This is a genomic window from Providencia rettgeri, from assembly GCF_023205015.1.
Classification (GTDB): Bacteria; Pseudomonadota; Gammaproteobacteria; order Enterobacterales; family Enterobacteriaceae; genus Providencia; species Providencia rettgeri_E.
Window position 1 is genome coordinate 3,750,306 of the sequence record NZ_CP096258.1, and the last position, 16,227, is coordinate 3,766,532.

The window sequence follows — 16,227 nt, forward strand, 5'->3', positions numbered from 1 at the left end:
TTGATTTACTAAAAATAGATGAATGAAGCCAGCGCCTATTCACCTCATCAAAGCATTAATCATCTGAATGCACGCGCTGAATGTCTGCACCTAAGCCACGTAGTTTATCTTCGATATGCTCATAACCACGGTCAATATGATAAATACGGTCAACGGTTGTTGTCCCTTCAGCAATGCAGCCAGCAATAACTAAACTTGCAGAAGCACGTAAATCTGTTGCCATCACTTGTGCACTGGTTAATTTTTCAACTCCGTGACATAACACAGTATTACTTTCAATTTCAGCGTGAGCGCCCATACGGATTAGCTCAGGGATATGCATAAAACGGTTTTCAAAAATCGTTTCGGTGATCATACCAGCCCCATCAGCAACAAGATTAAGTAAACTAAACTGTGCTTGCATATCCGTTGGGAACCCTGGATGTGGTGCTGTACGTAATGTCACCGCTTTTGGACGCTGACCTTCCATATCTAAGCTAATCCAGTCATCACCGATTTCAATCTTAGCCCCTGCTTCACGTAGTTTAGCTAACACTGCATCGAGTGTATCTGGACGTGCATTGCGGCAGATGACTTTGCCGCGTGAAACCGCTGCAGCAATTAAAAATGTTCCCGTTTCAATACGGTCAGGCAGTACTTTATAAACTCCCCCACCTAAACGTTCAACACCATCTATAACAATACGGTCAGTACCTGCGCCTGTAATTTTTGCGCCAAGAGTATTTAAGAAGTTGGCGGTGTCTTCAATTTCAGGTTCACGTGCCGCATTCTCAATCGTTGTTGTGCCTTCAGCTAGCGTTGCAGCTGTCATAATAGAGACAGTCGCACCCACACTGACTTTATCCATTACGATATCCGCACCTTTCAAACGCCCATCGACTGTCGCTTTCACATAACCATCTTCCAGAACAATGTTGGCGCCTAATTGTTCTAAACCAGAGATATGTAAATCAACAGGACGAGCACCAATAGCACAGCCGCCAGGTAAAGAAACTTCACCATGACCAAAACGAGCAACCAATGGTGCCAAAGCCCAAATAGATGCACGCATAGTTTTAACGAGGTCATAAGGCGCACAGTATGTCGTTACAGTGCTTGCATCGACGTAAACTGAGCCATTGCGTTTTACTTTTGTTCCTAGTTGATTCAATAATTTAATTGTTGTGTCAATGTCCCTCAAGTGAGGGACATTCTGTATTTCTACCGGCTCTTCAGCCAACAGAGCAGCGAACAGGATTGGTAATGCCGCATTTTTTGCGCCAGATATAGTGACCTCACCCTGTAAGCGGGTTGGTCCTTTAACTAAAAACTTATCCATTAAAGTATTCTCGTATGTCGAATTTTACAGTCTGTTCGCTTAGGTTTTGAAATCAAAAGCCACTAAGTTTACGATCGCGCTCCCATTGCGCAGGGGTGTACGCTTTAATAGACAGAGCATGAATGCGGTTATCCGCAATATACTCCATTAAAGGCGCATAAATTGCTTGCTGTTGCTTAACACGGCTCATACCGTCAAACATGTCACCGACAGCAATAACCTGAAAGTGGCTACCATCACCAGTAACAATAGCCTCATTCAGAGACAGTTTTTCCATCAATACTTGCTTAATTTCGTTGGTATCCATAATGACTCAATTTATTAATTATTTGTGATTTATAATTTTACTCTAAATAGTGAAAATTGCATGCATAGCGTACAGAAGCATCCCAATAAGAATACTTAGAGCTTAATCCTCTATCCTAAAGGATTAGGCCCAACACTTAAACCAAAGAAAACGCCTCTTGTGCCGAAAAGCACATAGAGGCGCTTATTTTTACATAACTTGACCCAATTTCGGATGTTTAACCTAATTGAGGATAATCGCTTGAACCCCATACAGTTCAATCAATGTATTTAAGTTATCGCTAACACCGGTAATATTCAGTGAACGGTTTTTAGCTTGGAATTCACTTTTTAAACGAACTAGCATCGCTAACCCAGTTGAGTCCACGTGCTTAAGACCAGAAACATCTATATTTTCAACCTGTTCCAGCGATGAATTTTTTTTATCCCAAAACGACATTAACGAATCACGGTCTAATGTCCCAGTGAGATACAGCGTTGTTTCATTGACTTCCCATGCTAACAACTGACTCATATTACTTTGTCTCTTCTAAAGTAATTGGCGCTTTTGCACTGATTTCTAACTGTTTTGTTAAGCCATCGACACCCTGTTTACGTAGAATATCACCCCATTCATTTTGCTTAGTTGTGATCATGCTTACACCTTCTGCAATCATGTCGTAAGCTTGCCAATAACCTGTTTTGCTATTTTTGCGCCATTGAAAATCTAAACGTACAGGAGGACGGCCGTTAGTATCAATAATCGTTACACGGATAGCCACAATGTTTTTATCACCCAGAGGTTGCTCTGGAGCAATTTGATACGTTTGGCCATGATACATAGCCAATGCTTGGCCATAAACTTGCTCAAGGTAATCTTCAAACGCTTTGAAGTAAGCCTCGCGCTGGGCAGGGGTAGCCCCTTTATAATAGGTTCCTAGCACCAAAGCCCCTGCATATTTAACTTGTACATAAGGTAGTAATTCCTCACGAACAATTGTTCTGAGATACTCGGGGTCTTGCTTAATTTTGGGTTGCTCTGATTTCAAGCGGTTAAACGTTTTCGCCGCCGCTTCATCCATTAACTTATAAGGGTTGGTTTGGTCTACTGCCATGGCAAATGGCGCAATGGCCAACATAGCAACCATCATTAAACGTTTAAACATAATTCATTCCTTTATTCTTCAAAGGGAGCATCAAATTACTGTGCAGTTGACTCTGGCTCTGCACCTTGGCTATCACCACTTTTATATAAAAACTGGCCAATTAAGTCTTCTAATACCATCGCGGGCTTTGTATCTTCAAGGCGCCCGCCATTTTTTAAGATTGCGATACCTAACTCTTCGTCATCTGGGCCGATATTCATCGCAATATACTGTTCACCCAACAAACCTGATGTGCGAATTGACAGTGAACTCGAATCAGGGATATTGTCGTATTCACTCAATAAATCAATTTTCACTTCAGGAACATAATTTTTTTTATCTAATGTGATACTGGCAACTCGACCAATCACCACACCGCCCACTTTGATTGGAGAGCCTTCTTTTAAGCCACCAATATTTTCAAAAGATGCTGATACTTGATAGGTGGATTGGCTTCCTATCGATTTTAAATCAGCGACTTTTAAACACAAAAAGATAATTGCGGCAATCGCCAACAACATAAAACAACCAACCCATATTTCACTTTTTTTACTTTGCATGACTTAGTTCCCAAACATCAGTGCGGTAAGTACGAAATCCAGTCCTAAAACAGACAATGACGCATGCACAACGGTTCTTGTTGTAGCTTGGCTTATCCCTTCCGAAGTTGGGATGGCATCATAGCCATTAAATAATGCGATCCAAGTAACCGTGATGGCAAAGACTAAGCTTTTAATCACACAGTTGACTAAATCTAACCGCCAATCAATGGAAGATTGCATTGAAGCCCAGAAAAAGCCTTCATCAATACCCTTCCAGTCAACCCCAACTAATGCACCACCTAAAATACCGACAGCAACAAAAATCAGAGATAACAATGGCATACTAATAAAACCGGCCCAAAAACGTGGGGCAATGACTCGCCTGAGGGGGTCAACGGCCATCATTTCAAGGCTAGAAATCTGTTCAGTGGCTTTCATTAAGCCAATTTCCGCGGTTAACGCAGAACCCGCTCGTCCGGCAAACAACAACGCAGTCACAACGGGGCCGAGTTCACGCAATAGTGAAAGCGCCACCATCATACCTAAGCTAGCTTCAGCACTAAACGTCGTGAGAACCAAGTAACCTTGTAACCCTAAAACCATCCCAATAAATAACCCAGAGACGGCAACGATCAGCAATGACTGCACACCAATGGCGTACAATTGCTTCATCAATAATGGCCATTGTTTACGAAACTCTGGTTTGCCAAGTAAGGCGCGAAACAGCATGTAGCCTGCTCGACCAAACGCGGAAAATATATCAATCCATCGGCGTCCGAAGGCTGCTATCGCCTTTATTATCATCTTATTTTACCCTAATAAATCAGCTAGATAATCATTGGCGGGAAAACGGAATGGAACAGGCCCATCCGCAATACCATCAAGGAATTGTCGCACACGAGGGTCTTGGTTTTCACGCAATTCTTCACCCGTTCCCTGAGCAATGACATGCTGCTGCGCAACAATATAAGCATTATCTGCGATGCTCAATACCTCTGGAACATCATGGGAAACCACGACACAGGTGACACCCAGCGCCTGATTAAGCTCATCAATCAATTTAACCAAAACACCCATAGTAATCGGATCTTGACCAACAAAAGGCTCATCAAACATGATTAAATTTGGGTCTAGAGCAATAGCTCGCGCTAAAGCGGCCCGCCTAGCCATACCACCCGATAATTCAGATGGCATTAATTTGGCAGCGCCTCGCAAGCCAACCGCCTCTAATTTCATCATCACCGTCGTATGGATCAGCGATTCAGGCAGGTTAGTGTGCTCACGCAGCGGGAAAGCCACATTATTGAATACGTCCATGTCTGTGAATAGTGCTCCAGACTGGAACAGCATGCTCATCTTTTTACGAGACTGATACAGTTTTGAGCGTGATAGAGCCGGAATATTGTCACCATCAAACCAAATTTCACCTTCATTTGGCCGTAATTGCCCACCAATCAAGCGCAGTAATGTGGTTTTACCGATCCCTGACGGCCCCATAATTGCCGTAATTTTCCCACGAGGAACAGTCAGATTAATATTTTCAAATATTTTCCGATCTCCTCGAGTAAAGGACATGTTCCGTACTTCAATTAAGTTGTCTGTCTGTGCTTGCATTGTTAAATAACTCGTTATACACCACGCGTAAACATTTTTATCCCTTCAGATGTTACCGAAAGATAAACTGAAAATCGTCAAATATCACAACAAAATAGAATTTATAGTATTATAGCGTCGAAAATATGACTTTTAGTATTACAACTTTGTTTTTACCTAAATAATACAGAGAAAAAACAATATAATTTCTTTATAGTCAGCAAAAGCTTTCGCGATTAACAGCAGATAGCTCTTAGAATGCTATAATTTACCTAGCTGAGGATACGCGAATTTGCATATCTATTTTTGGTTCAAGGTGCTAATGAAACCCTCTAATACAGATTAAATTCTACACCGAAGTGCCAAAAATACTTATAAAGTCTAAAGCTAACATTAAAAATAGCTTAACTGACAAAATACTTACTGATACCAAGTATTCGTTATACAATTTGATTTCGCTAATCCCATTAACTTGAAAGCTACGCATGGAACTAGAAATGTCAAACTTCGATTTTCAGAAAGTAGGTAAAGAAGTTCTCCATATCGAACACGAAGGTCTAAAAAACCTCGAACAATATATCAATACTGATTTTGACCGCGCTTGCCAGCTTATTTTTAACTGTGAAGGCAAAGTCGTCGTAATGGGAATGGGGAAATCGGGGCATATTGGTCGTAAAATTGCAGCCACACTAGCGAGCACAGGTACGCCATCATTTTTTGTTCACCCAGGAGAAGCTAGCCACGGTGACCTTGGGATGATTACGCATAAAGATGTTGTGTTAGCCATTTCGAATTCAGGGGAGTCAGGGGAAATTTTGGCCCTGCTTCCTGTTTTAAAAAGAATTAAGGTTCCCTTAATCTGCATGACTAATAACCCTGATAGTAATATGGGGAAATATGCTGATGTGCATTTGTGCATCAAGGTGCCTCAAGAAGCCTGCCCTTTGGGGCTTGCACCTACCACAAGTACAACTGCGACGCTTGTGATGGGGGATGCATTAGCGATTGCCTTATTAACTGCACGCGGTTTCACGGCGAATGATTTTGCGCTTTCGCATCCAGGTGGCGCACTTGGGCGCAAACTTTTACTCCTCGTTCGTGATTTAATGAATACGGGTGATGATATCCCCCATATTCCTAAAAGCGCGTCTTTACGTGAGGCACTCGTGGAGATTACCCGCAAAAAACTGGGGATGACGGTCATTTGTGATGATGACATGAATATTGAAGGTATTTTCACTGATGGGGATTTACGCCGTATCTTTGATATGGGTATCGACCTGAATAACGCTAAAATTGCTGATTTAATGACACCCGGTGGAATACGAGTATCGCCAACCATGTTAGCAGTCGAAGCGCTCAACTTAATGCAATCTCGACACGTGACTTCGTTACTGGTCGCAAATGATAACAAATTAGTTGGTGTATTACATATGCATGACCTGCTACAAGCAGGTGTTGTATAACATAAGGAAATACCATGACGTCTACCTTTTTGGAAACCTGCTATGGCCCTGTCGCCGATACTGTTTTAATCAAAGCAGAAAAAATCAAATTACTGATCTGCGATGTTGATGGTGTCATGTCCGATGGTTTGGTCTATATGGGAAATAATGGCGAAGAACTCAAAGCCTTTAATGTCCGTGACGGCTATGGAATACGTTGCTTATTAACGTCCGGTATTGAAGTCGCCATCATTACAGGAAGAAAAGCGAAGCTTCTTGAAGATAGAGCCCAAACATTAGGGATTACATATCTTTACCAAGGGCAAAGCGATAAGCTTTTGGCGTATCACGAACTGTTAGATACACTACAATTATCAGATGAAGAAATAGCTTATATTGGGGACGACCTGATTGACTGGCCTGTTATGGCCAAAGTCGGCTTATCCGTCGCCGTTGCTGATGCCCACCCTTTGCTATTACCGAAAGCGGATTATGTGACCCGTATTGGCGGCGGAAAAGGGGCAGTCCGCGAACTTTGTGACCTTATTTTGCTTTCTCAAGACAAACTAGAAGAAGCAAAAGGTTTATCAATATAACGAATAGATTGAATTCATGAGCAATGCGAAGAAGTGGTTAATCATTATTTTATCCTTAGTGGTATTAGGGCTTATCGGTTGGAATTTAGCAGGTAATGATTCCGACAGCGCAGAGGATAAAGTAATTAATGATGGGCAACCTAATTATCAAACTGATGATTCAGTGACTTTTGTCTATAATCCAACGGGTAATTTAGCGTATAAACTCGTTTCAGATAAAATAGATAACTACACTGAAGGGAAAATCACGTGGTTTTCGAAACCGGTTCTTACCACTTATAACGAAGCAGGTGAACCTACCTGGACGGTTAAGGCTTTCAAAGCAAGGTTAACGAACGATAGAATTCTCTATTTATACAGCGATGTTCAAGTTGATAGTTTAACTAAAGACTCGCAGATCCAACGAATTACAACTGAGAGTGCAGTTGTCAATTTGACAACACAAGACGTTTCATCTGATGATAAAGTGACCATTATTGGACAAGGTCTCAATTCTACTGGTATGAAAATGAAGGGAAACCTTCGTACAAGAACGGCTGAATTAATCGAAGATGTAAAAACTCATTATGTGTTACAACCAGAAGAGCATTAAAATGAATCAAGTAACTAAGAAACGTTTTATTCAAGGAGCTGTTGCCAGTGCAATTTTTGCTCTTAGCCTACCTGCGATGGCATTAAAAAGTGATACGCAGCAGCCAATGACGATTAATTCGGTCAAACAATCTCTTGATTTAGAAAAAAACGTCACCACCTTTACTGATGATGTTGTTATAAAACAAGGTTCTATTGATATCAGAGCCAATAAAGTGGTTGTAACACGTCCAAGTAGTGACTCGGATAAAATTGTGATTGAGGCCTTTGGTACCCCAGTTACTTTTTACCAATTACAGGATGATGGCAAGCCAATTAAAGGCCATGCCAGCAAAGCCCGTTATGAGGTCGATAAACAGCTCGTCACCTTAACAGGCAATGCCTATCTTGAGCAATTAGACAGCAATATTCAGGGTGACAAAATTACCTATATTGTGCCAACGCAACAAATGGAAGCATTTAGTGATAAAGGCAAACGCGTCACTACCGTAATACTGCCAGCGCAATTGCAAGAAAAAGGCCCTGCAGCAAATAAAAATTCATCAGCAAGTAAGAGTAAATAACTGTTATGGCGACACTAACCGCTGAAAATCTAGCTAAAGCCTATAAAAAACGTAAGGTCGTTGAAGATGTCAGCCTGGAAGTTAAATCAGGTGAAATCGTTGGCTTGTTGGGACCAAACGGGGCCGGTAAAACAACGACTTTTTATATGGTTGTGGGTATTGTTCAGCGGGATGCTGGCAAAATTATGATTGATGGTGAAGATATCAGCCTTCTACCGTTGCATGAACGTGCACGCCGTGGAATAGGCTATCTTCCTCAAGAAGCCTCCATTTTCCGTCGTCTCAGTGTTTATGATAACCTAATGGCTGTATTAGAAATTCGTGAAGATTTAAATTCTCAGCAACGTAAAGATCGTGCTGAGGAACTGATGGAAGAATTTAGTATTACCCATCTTCGAGACAGCATGGGGCAATCTCTATCCGGTGGAGAACGTCGCCGTGTTGAAATTGCTAGAGCACTTGCCGCTAACCCAAAATTTATTTTATTAGACGAACCTTTTGCGGGTGTTGACCCTATTTCCGTCTTAGATATCAAAAAAATCATTCAGCACTTAAGGGATTATGGCCTCGGCGTTTTAATCACCGACCATAACGTGCGGGAAACCTTAGATGTGTGCGAAAGAGCCTATATTGTTAGCCAAGGACACTTAATTGCTCATGGGTCACCAACCATGATCTTAGAGAACGAACAAGTGAAACGTGTATACTTGGGTGAAGGTTTCCGGTTATAAACTTAGTATGTCGTTATTTTTTAGGGAGAATAAAACAGATTCATGAAGCAAAGTTTGCAGCTTAGAGTCAGTCAACAACTTGCAATGACCCCTCAATTGCAGCAAGCCATCCGCTTGTTGCAGCTGTCTACGCTTGAGCTTCAGCAAGAAATTCAACTTGCCTTGGAAACTAACCCACTTCTTGAGCAAGAAGAGTTAAATTCCGAGTCCGAATCTCTTGATTCACTAAATGAAAGTGCCGATACCAGTGAGCTCGATACCAAAGATGCTCTCGAAAACCAAGATATGCCAGATGAGCTCCCTTTAGATGCGGATTGGGATGAAATATATACGGCAGGCACGCCGTCAGGGACCAGTAACGATTATAGTTTTGATGAACTCCCTGTTTATCAAGGTGAAACAACGCAAACATTGCAAGATTACCTGACGTGGCAAGCTGAGCTGACCCCTTTTACTGATACGGACAAGGCAATTGCCACCGCTATTATTGATTCAATAGATGATTCCGGTTATCTGACAACCGCAATTTCTGATATACATGAAGGGATTGATAACCCAGAGATTAGTATTGAGGAAGTCATTGCTGTTCTCAAACGTATTCAGCATTTCGACCCACTGGGTGTCGCAGCACAAGACTTAAAAGAGTGTCTATTAATTCAATTGTCACTCTACCCTGCGCAAACTGATGGGCTACAAGATGCAAAGCTCATTATTAGTAACCATATTGATTTACTGGCTAACCGTGATTTTCGCCAGTTAGCTAAATTAACTCGCTTAAAAGAAGATGCACTCAAAACCGCGATAGACCTGATTTTAACGTTAAATCCAAAGCCAGGCCAATCTATCAATACCGGGGAATCGGAATACGTCATTCCTGATGTTTTAGTGAAAAAAATCGCAGGGCACTGGCAAGTTGAGTTAAATACAGATAGCATCCCTAAACTAAGTATTAATAACCATTATGCTTCGATGTTACATAATTCAGCAAATGAAGATGATTCTCAATATATTCGGAGTCATCTGCAAGATGCAAAATGGTTGATTAAAAGCCTTGAGAGCCGCCACGAAACGCTATTAAAAGTTGCGACTTGTATTGTAGAACAGCAACAAGAATTCTTTGAGCTGGGAGAGGAGTACATGAAGCCAATGATACTGGCCGATATCGCCTATCAAGTGGACATGCATGAATCAACTATCTCACGAGTGACAACTCAAAAGTTTCTCCATAGCCCACGAGGCATTTTTGAGTTGAAATATTTTTTCTCCAGCCATGTTAATACGGACACAGGTGGCGAAGCCTCCTCAACCGCAATTCGAGCATTGGTGAAAAAACTGGTTGCTGCTGAAAACCCAGCAAAACCATTGAGTGACAGTAAATTGACGAGTATGCTGGCTGAACAAGGCATTCAAGTCGCTCGCAGAACTGTTGCTAAGTATCGAGAATCGTTATCCATTCCGCCCTCTAATCAGCGTAAACAGCTGGTTTAATTGATAAAATAAGGAAGATTGTATGGAATTTCAGATTACTGGACACAATATTGAACTTACTCCTGCATTGCGCGAGACTGTTGAGAAAAAACTCAAAAAATTGGAACAATTGTTTGATCGCATTAATGGTATCCAAGTTGTCTTGAAAGTTGAAAAAGTTCAACAAATTGCGGAAGCAACCGTGCAAGTCAATGGAGCGGATCTCCACGCCTCAGCGGAAGAAAACGATATGTACGCTGCTATAGATATACTCGTAGACAAGCTGTCGCGCCAATTAACCAAACATAAAGAAAAACTGAGACAACATTAATACATTGATGCGGCTTATTAATTAGCCGGATAATGTTTCAAACCAGATGGTGGGTACACCATCTGGTTTTGTAGTCCTAAGTGAACAATAAAATGAATAGTGATATAGAAATCCAGTTAAACGTTGTTTTATCATCAGCCTGTACACGTAATAATATTGTGTGCACCAGTAAAAAAAGAGCTTTAGAAATTATTAGTGAGCTGGCTGCCGTTGAATTGGAATTACCTGAAAATACGGTATTTGAAGCGTTATTAACCAGAGAAAAAGTTGGTACAACAGGCATTGGCGGTGGTATTGCTATTCCTCATGGAAAGCTGAACGAAGGTGAAAGCAGCCGTGCTGTCGGTGTCTTTTTACATTTAGAGGAGCCAATTGCGTTCGATGCAATTGATAATCAGCCTGTTGACTTGCTATTCGCGCTACTTGTGCCATCAGACCAATGTAAAACGCACTTGCATACATTGTCGCTTATCGCCAAAAAACTAGCCGATAAAACGCTCTGTAAACGCTTACGCAGTGCACAAAGTGACGAAGAGCTATACCGCATAATTATAGAATAGATAAATTATGTATCTTGCCATATGCAAATGATATTGTTATGGTTTCTAAGTAATATTATTTGGCAAATACTGCTTTTCAAGAAGCATATTATTAGGAAACAAAAGGGAGCAAGCTCATGGTGCTGATGATAGTCAGCGGCCGTTCCGGTTCGGGGAAATCCGTTGCCTTACGTGCGCTGGAAGATATGGGTTTCTATTGCGTAGATAACCTACCGGTTGTATTACTACCGGAGTTAGCGAATTCACTGGCTGATCGTAATATTTCAGCAGCAGTAAGCATCGACGTGCGTAATATGCCCGACAATCCAGAGATTTTCGAAGAAGCGATTGATAAATTACCTTCAGCCTTCTCTCCTCAGTTATTGTTTCTAGATGCCGATCGTAACACGCTTATTCGCCGTTACAGTGATACTCGTCGACTGCACCCACTTTCAAGTAAAAATCTTTCACTTGAGAGCGCAATAGATGAAGAAAATGAGCTACTTGAGCCTTTACGCTCTCGAGCTGATTTAGTTATCGATACTTCTGAAATGTCCGTTCATGAATTAGCTGAGATGCTAAGAACACGTTTGATGGGCAAACGTGAGCGTGAACTGACGATGGTGTTTGAATCCTTTGGCTTCAAACATGGTATTCCTATTGATGCAGATTATGTATTCGATGTGCGCTTTTTACCAAACCCGCACTGGGATCCAAAATTGCGCCCAATGACAGGCCTTGATAGACCCGTGGCTGCATTCTTAGATAGGCATACTGAAGTCCATAACTTCATTTACCAAACTCGTAGCTATTTAGAATTATGGTTACCGATGTTAGAAACCAATAACCGTAGCTACTTGACTGTCGCAATTGGCTGTACAGGGGGTAAACATCGTTCCGTGTATGTTGCTGAACAACTTGCCGACTATTTCCGTTCTCGTGGTAAAAATGTGCAATCACGCCACAGAACGCTGGAAAAACGCAAGTAACCCGTAAATGACAGTAAAAACAACTATAACGCTCAAAAATCGGCTTGGGATGCATGCACGACCTGCGATGTTACTCTATGATTTAGTTCAACAATTTAACTCAAGAGTTATTTTGCGGAATAATAACCAAATTGAGGCTGAGGCCGATAGCGTTATTGCGATGTTGATGTTAGACTCAGAACAAGGTAGTAATATTGATATTGAGGTTAGCGGCCCAGATGAAAATCAGGCATTATCCGCAATTATTAACCTGTTCGAAAGTGGGTTTGACGAAGAGTAGTCAATTCAAACCTAGCGATAAAAATATCAATCTGTATTTTTTACAAAGGTAGGCTTAGAGATCGTGATCCTGATCTCTTCCCTTTAAAGCGTATAGCGCCTAATATTTTAAACAAACTTATTTCTAGCGACACCCCCTACCTTATGGGTGGGGGGTGTTTGCTTTGTATGTCTCTATTGGAGTGTGGTATGAAAAAGCCAACAATTATTATCAATGATTTAGATGCTGAACGTTTAGATACACTGATGGAACAGCCGGCTTATGCGGGCACACCGGTTGCCGAAGCGCTCAATGATGAACTGGACCGTGCGGATATTCTGACCCCACAAGAAATGCCTGCTGATGTGGTCACGATGAACAGTACCGTTCGCTTTTTGGATTTAATCAGCAACGAAGAACGCACACGTACCTTAGTTTACCCTGCGTCACTGAAAGATAGCGCAGAGCAGCTGTCTGTTATGGCACCGATTGGTGCAGCCTTGTTGGGCTTGCATGTAAACGATGAAATCAGCTGGGAATTGCCAAACGGTGTTCAAACACGTGTTCGTGTACTGGAAATCGTTTATCAGCCAGAAGCGGCTGGTGAGTTCCACCGTTAATTTCGACAACGACTGGATTAAGGAAGGCTTAGCGAAAAAAGTTTTATTTAAAAAACTCAGGTAAGTCCTCTGACATATTCAGGCACTCAATTGAGTGCCTTTTTTGTTGCTTTTAAATGGACAAATAAGAAAACTACTCTCCCGCAATACTCATCTCTGGGATCAATACCGAACCACACTGAATATTACTACGAGTTTCAATATCATCAGCGATAGTGACCATATTCGCCCACATATCTTTTAAGTTACCCGCAATGGTAATTTCGCTCACAGGGTACTGAATTTCACCGTTTTCCACCCAAAAGCCTGAAGCACCACGTGAGTAATCCCCCGTAATACCGCTAACCCCTTGGCCCATTAACTCTGTAACGATTAGCCCTGTCCCCATTTGTTTCAGCAATGCATCGAAAGAAAGGCCTTGGCCTGCAATACGCCAATTATGGATGCCACCCGCGTGGCCTGTACTTTGCAAACCGAGCTTTCTTGCGGAATAACTGGTCATTAGCCACGTTTGTAGCACACCATTTTCAACAATATTGCGTTCACAGGTGCGGACACCTTCACTATCAAAAGGAGATGACGCCAACCCGCCCATTAGATGGGGTTGCTCGTTGATGGTCAGCCAGCTTGGTAAAATTTGCTTTCCTAAGCTATCTAATAAGAAAGACGATTTGCGGTAAATACTGCTACCACTAATGGCACCGACTAAGTGACCGAATAGACCCGTAGCCACTTCTGCCGCAAAAATCACTGGGGCTTTCATCGTTGGCAATTTACGAGGTGACAAACGAGATAAGGTGCGACGAGCACACTCCTGCCCAACCCACTCAGGGGACTGCAATGCCTCTATGCTCCGGCCAATCGTATAAGCGTAATCACGCTCCATTTCACCATTTTGCTCAGCAATCACACAGCTCGACATCGAATAGCGGCTTGAACAGTAGCTTTGCAACATGCCATGAGAGTTTCCAAACACACGCACACCATAGTGCCCATTAAAGCTACCGCCTTCCGTATTCACAATGCGGGAGTCTGCATTTAGTGCCGACATTTCCGCAACCGACGCTAAACGGATCGCGGCTTCAGGAGAAAGTTCGCTCGCTTGGAACAAATTGAGGTCAGGTGCTTCAAAAGCCAGCAACGATTTGTCTGCCGGCCCTGCAAACGGGTCTTCTGAGGTGTAGTTAGCGATATCAATTGCCGCCTGAACTGTGCGCTCAATAGCTTCAGGACTTAAATCTGTAGAAGACGCACTGCCTTTACGTTGTTGATGATAAACGGTGATCCCTAGCGCTCCATCACTGTTAAACTCAACATTTTCAACTTCCCCTTGGCGGGTACTCACACTAATTCCAGTGCTTTTGTTTACTGCGACTTCCGCAGCATCACAACGTGTCTTGGCGAATTCTAATGCGTGCGCGACGGCTTCTTCGAGTTTTTTGCGTTGTTCGGTGACTTGTTCAGTTACACTCATGCTTTAGTCCAATCAAAAATGTGGGGGAAACGTGATTTTCTGCCCTAGCAAGCAAATGCTAGGTAGTCATAGAGGGGTTTTCCCAGTTACAATATATAATAGATGAATGTTAACACTCACAACACAGTAAATCATATTAATTACGCGTAATTAAACGACTGTGTTCGGTAAAAAGGAAAATCGATATGGCCAAACAGCCTGATGACTGGCTGGATGATATCCCAGCGCCGCAAGACGAAGAAGACGAGGAAATCATTTGGGTCAGTAAAAGCGAAATTAAACGCGATGCTGAGATCCTCAAAAAATTAGGGGCTGAGCTCGTAGATTTAAGTAAAAGTGAGTTAGAGCGCATCCCGTTAGATACTCAATTACTTGAAGCCATTGAACTTGCCCAAAAAATCAAACGTGAAGGCCGTCGTCGCCAATTGCAACTGATCGGTAAGTTATTACGTTCACGTGAAGTTGAGCCGATTACAGAGGCGTTGGATAAGCTTAAAAACCGTCACAACCAACAAGTGGTCATTTTACATAAACTGGAAGACTTACGTACCCGTTTATTAGATGGCGGTGATGAAGTCATTGAAGACGTGGTTGCCCTGTTCCCACAAACAGACAGGCAACAACTGCGTGCATTAGTCCGTAATGCTAAAAAAGAGCGTGAAGGTAACAAACCACCAAAAGCCTATCGACAAATCTTTCAATACTTGAAAGATCTCTCTGAAATGGCTTAATGAATTACCCCCTATGCTGCGGCTAGGGGATTTTTCTTGGTAAATGTACCTAGTATTCTTACCAACCATAACTAACTAAAATGCGTTTTGATTGTATCAAGGAGTGTTTTAAATTCCGTATAGCCTTCTCTATCAAGGAAATGACCGGCTGAGCCTTCAATAATAACCTGTGTTTTTAAGGCGTAAGCCAATGCTTTCGAAGACTCTGGTGATACAATCCCATCATTGGTTGATATAATCGATATTCGATTATTTGCTATCTGTATGAGCTCGTCATAATTCAATGGTTCAACTGTGTGGTGCTGTAATTCAGGCAATGTTTGCTGTTTTTCATCAAACCCTGATACCAATACATAACCCGCTACCGGCTGCCCTGCATTTTGAAGAAATCGTAATACGGTGACGCAACCTAAGCTATGGCCAATCAAAACCGTATTTTCATCAATATCAAAAGGCAAGTGTTGTAAGCGCTGCTGCCACCTTTTAGGGTCTGGGGCTAATGAGTCAGGCATGGTGGGCACGTTAACAAAAGCGCCTAAAGCTTCGAGCTCTGATTTCAACCATGGAAACCAGTTTTTTTCAGGGGATGCGGTATAGCCGTGAACAATCAGGAATTTTTTTTCTTTTAGCGGAAAAGCAGTACAGGTAACGTTATTCATCCTAAAGACCCCTATCAGCTCAGTTATCTTATTTAGACTTTACCATGAGTGATAGGAATATTAGTTAGAGCTTTTTGTTATATCTAAAGCAAAAATGAACTCTTCTTCCCACATATCTTGTGCGTCATTCATCACATCAATAACATCTGCGAATTGGATACGTTGTTCCGCAGTCATGTGTGAAAACGTGATAGTGACAGGTAACTCAATGCCTGCGGAAACCATGTCCCACAGGGCATCAAGATTGCGACCAAACCAGTCAGGAAGGGAAAATTGCCGAGCAAATTGGTCATAAAAATCATTCAATGAGTTTATCTGCCTGAAATCAAAGATCACCTGTTTGCTCATC

The 16,227-nt window shown here is 42.1% G+C and carries 22 protein-coding genes; 12 read left to right on the plus strand and 10 right to left on the minus strand.

Annotated elements, in window-relative coordinates; translation table 11 throughout:
• Positions 1 to 55: 55 nt before the first annotated feature.
• From murA to mlaF, 7 genes are all read right to left on the minus strand, one after another.
• Positions 56 to 1,318 (minus strand): UDP-N-acetylglucosamine 1-carboxyvinyltransferase, encoded by a 1,263-nt coding sequence (murA, locus tag M0M83_RS17100; RefSeq protein ID WP_125890420.1) that lies wholly within the window; start codon positions 1,316 to 1,318, stop codon positions 56 to 58.
• Positions 1,319 to 1,370: 52 nt separating this feature from the next.
• A complete protein-coding gene (gene ibaG / locus M0M83_RS17105) occupies positions 1,371 to 1,625 on the minus strand; it encodes a BolA family iron metabolism protein IbaG (RefSeq protein WP_125890421.1) in 255 nt (84 codons plus the stop codon).
• Positions 1,626 to 1,847: 222 nt separating this feature from the next.
• Positions 1,848 to 2,138 carry a lipid asymmetry maintenance protein MlaB gene (gene mlaB / locus M0M83_RS17110; protein WP_125890422.1) on the minus strand — a complete coding sequence of 97 codons (291 nt, stop codon included), beginning with the start codon at positions 2,136 to 2,138 and terminating at the stop codon, positions 1,848 to 1,850.
• A 1-nt stretch (position 2,139) separates the two neighbouring features.
• Positions 2,140 to 2,769 (minus strand): phospholipid-binding protein MlaC, encoded by a 630-nt coding sequence (mlaC, locus tag M0M83_RS17115; RefSeq protein ID WP_125890423.1) that lies wholly within the window; start codon positions 2,767 to 2,769, stop codon positions 2,140 to 2,142.
• Between the two features lie 35 nt (positions 2,770 to 2,804).
• Positions 2,805 to 3,308: an outer membrane lipid asymmetry maintenance protein MlaD gene (gene mlaD, locus M0M83_RS17120; RefSeq protein WP_248467061.1), complete on the minus strand. Its 504-nt coding sequence runs from the start codon at positions 3,306 to 3,308 to the stop codon at positions 2,805 to 2,807.
• 3 nt (positions 3,309 to 3,311) lie between these two features.
• Positions 3,312 to 4,094, minus strand: coding sequence for a lipid asymmetry maintenance ABC transporter permease subunit MlaE (gene mlaE / locus M0M83_RS17125; RefSeq protein WP_102137925.1), 783 nt, complete (start codon positions 4,092 to 4,094; stop codon positions 3,312 to 3,314).
• Positions 4,095 to 4,100: 6 nt separating this feature from the next.
• Complete coding sequence (mlaF, locus tag M0M83_RS17130; RefSeq protein WP_125890424.1) at positions 4,101 to 4,904, minus strand: phospholipid ABC transporter ATP-binding protein MlaF; 804 nt, start codon at positions 4,902 to 4,904, stop codon at positions 4,101 to 4,103.
• Between the two features lie 476 nt (positions 4,905 to 5,380).
• Here mlaF and kdsD point away from each other — a divergent pair, with 476 nt between their 5' ends.
• The 11 genes from kdsD (at position 5,381) to rnk (ending at position 13,014) form a co-directional block, all read left to right on the plus strand.
• Positions 5,381 to 6,349, plus strand: a complete 969-nt coding sequence (kdsD, locus tag M0M83_RS17135) for an arabinose-5-phosphate isomerase KdsD (protein WP_185746828.1) — start codon at positions 5,381 to 5,383, stop codon at positions 6,347 to 6,349.
• A gap of 14 nt (positions 6,350 to 6,363) precedes the next feature.
• Positions 6,364 to 6,924, plus strand: a complete 561-nt coding sequence (gene kdsC / locus M0M83_RS17140; RefSeq protein ID WP_102137928.1) for a 3-deoxy-manno-octulosonate-8-phosphatase KdsC — start codon at positions 6,364 to 6,366, stop codon at positions 6,922 to 6,924.
• A gap of 16 nt (positions 6,925 to 6,940) precedes the next feature.
• On the plus strand, positions 6,941 to 7,516 hold the full coding sequence (gene lptC / locus M0M83_RS17145; protein WP_125890427.1) for an LPS export ABC transporter periplasmic protein LptC: 576 nt from the start codon (positions 6,941 to 6,943) through the stop codon (positions 7,514 to 7,516).
• Between the two features lies 1 nt (position 7,517).
• Entirely contained in the window at positions 7,518 to 8,078 is a 561-nt protein-coding gene (gene lptA, locus M0M83_RS17150; RefSeq protein WP_125890428.1) for a lipopolysaccharide ABC transporter substrate-binding protein LptA, read from the plus strand.
• 5 nt (positions 8,079 to 8,083) lie between these two features.
• Positions 8,084 to 8,809, plus strand: a complete 726-nt coding sequence (gene lptB / locus M0M83_RS17155) for an LPS export ABC transporter ATP-binding protein (RefSeq protein WP_125890429.1) — start codon at positions 8,084 to 8,086, stop codon at positions 8,807 to 8,809.
• Positions 8,810 to 8,851: 42 nt separating this feature from the next.
• Positions 8,852 to 10,297, plus strand: a complete 1,446-nt coding sequence (gene rpoN, locus M0M83_RS17160; RefSeq protein ID WP_125890430.1) for an RNA polymerase factor sigma-54 — start codon at positions 8,852 to 8,854, stop codon at positions 10,295 to 10,297.
• A 22-nt stretch (positions 10,298 to 10,319) separates the two neighbouring features.
• Positions 10,320 to 10,607: a ribosome hibernation promoting factor gene (gene hpf / locus M0M83_RS17165; RefSeq protein WP_125890431.1), complete on the plus strand. Its 288-nt coding sequence runs from the start codon at positions 10,320 to 10,322 to the stop codon at positions 10,605 to 10,607.
• Between the two features lie 92 nt (positions 10,608 to 10,699).
• Positions 10,700 to 11,167 (plus strand): PTS IIA-like nitrogen regulatory protein PtsN, encoded by a 468-nt coding sequence (gene ptsN / locus M0M83_RS17170; protein ID WP_125890432.1) that lies wholly within the window; start codon positions 10,700 to 10,702, stop codon positions 11,165 to 11,167.
• Between the two features lie 116 nt (positions 11,168 to 11,283).
• Positions 11,284 to 12,135, plus strand: a complete 852-nt coding sequence (rapZ, locus tag M0M83_RS17175) for an RNase adapter RapZ (RefSeq protein WP_125890433.1) — start codon at positions 11,284 to 11,286, stop codon at positions 12,133 to 12,135.
• Between the two features lie 7 nt (positions 12,136 to 12,142).
• Positions 12,143 to 12,415, plus strand: a complete 273-nt coding sequence (npr, locus tag M0M83_RS17180; protein ID WP_125890434.1) for a PTS phosphocarrier protein NPr — start codon at positions 12,143 to 12,145, stop codon at positions 12,413 to 12,415.
• Positions 12,416 to 12,603: 188 nt separating this feature from the next.
• Entirely contained in the window at positions 12,604 to 13,014 is a 411-nt protein-coding gene (rnk, locus tag M0M83_RS17185) for a nucleoside diphosphate kinase regulator (protein ID WP_125890435.1), read from the plus strand.
• 133 nt (positions 13,015 to 13,147) lie between these two features.
• Here the strand turns inward: rnk and pmbA are convergent, their stop codons facing one another.
• Positions 13,148 to 14,488, minus strand: coding sequence for a metalloprotease PmbA (gene pmbA / locus M0M83_RS17190; protein ID WP_213913104.1), 1,341 nt, complete (start codon positions 14,486 to 14,488; stop codon positions 13,148 to 13,150).
• A gap of 185 nt (positions 14,489 to 14,673) precedes the next feature.
• Here pmbA and yjgA point away from each other — a divergent pair, with 185 nt between their 5' ends.
• Positions 14,674 to 15,219, plus strand: a complete 546-nt coding sequence (gene yjgA, locus M0M83_RS17195) for a ribosome biogenesis factor YjgA (RefSeq protein ID WP_004258329.1) — start codon at positions 14,674 to 14,676, stop codon at positions 15,217 to 15,219.
• A 71-nt stretch (positions 15,220 to 15,290) separates the two neighbouring features.
• On the opposite strand, the gene M0M83_RS17200 is transcribed toward yjgA, so the two are convergent.
• Both M0M83_RS17200 and M0M83_RS17205 read right to left on the minus strand, forming a co-directional pair.
• On the minus strand, positions 15,291 to 15,878 hold the full coding sequence (locus M0M83_RS17200; protein WP_213913105.1) for an RBBP9/YdeN family alpha/beta hydrolase: 588 nt from the start codon (positions 15,876 to 15,878) through the stop codon (positions 15,291 to 15,293).
• Positions 15,879 to 15,938: 60 nt separating this feature from the next.
• Positions 15,939 to 16,226 carry a barstar family protein gene (locus M0M83_RS17205; RefSeq protein ID WP_125890438.1) on the minus strand — a complete coding sequence of 96 codons (288 nt, stop codon included), beginning with the start codon at positions 16,224 to 16,226 and terminating at the stop codon, positions 15,939 to 15,941.
• Position 16,227: the final 1 nt, after the last annotated feature.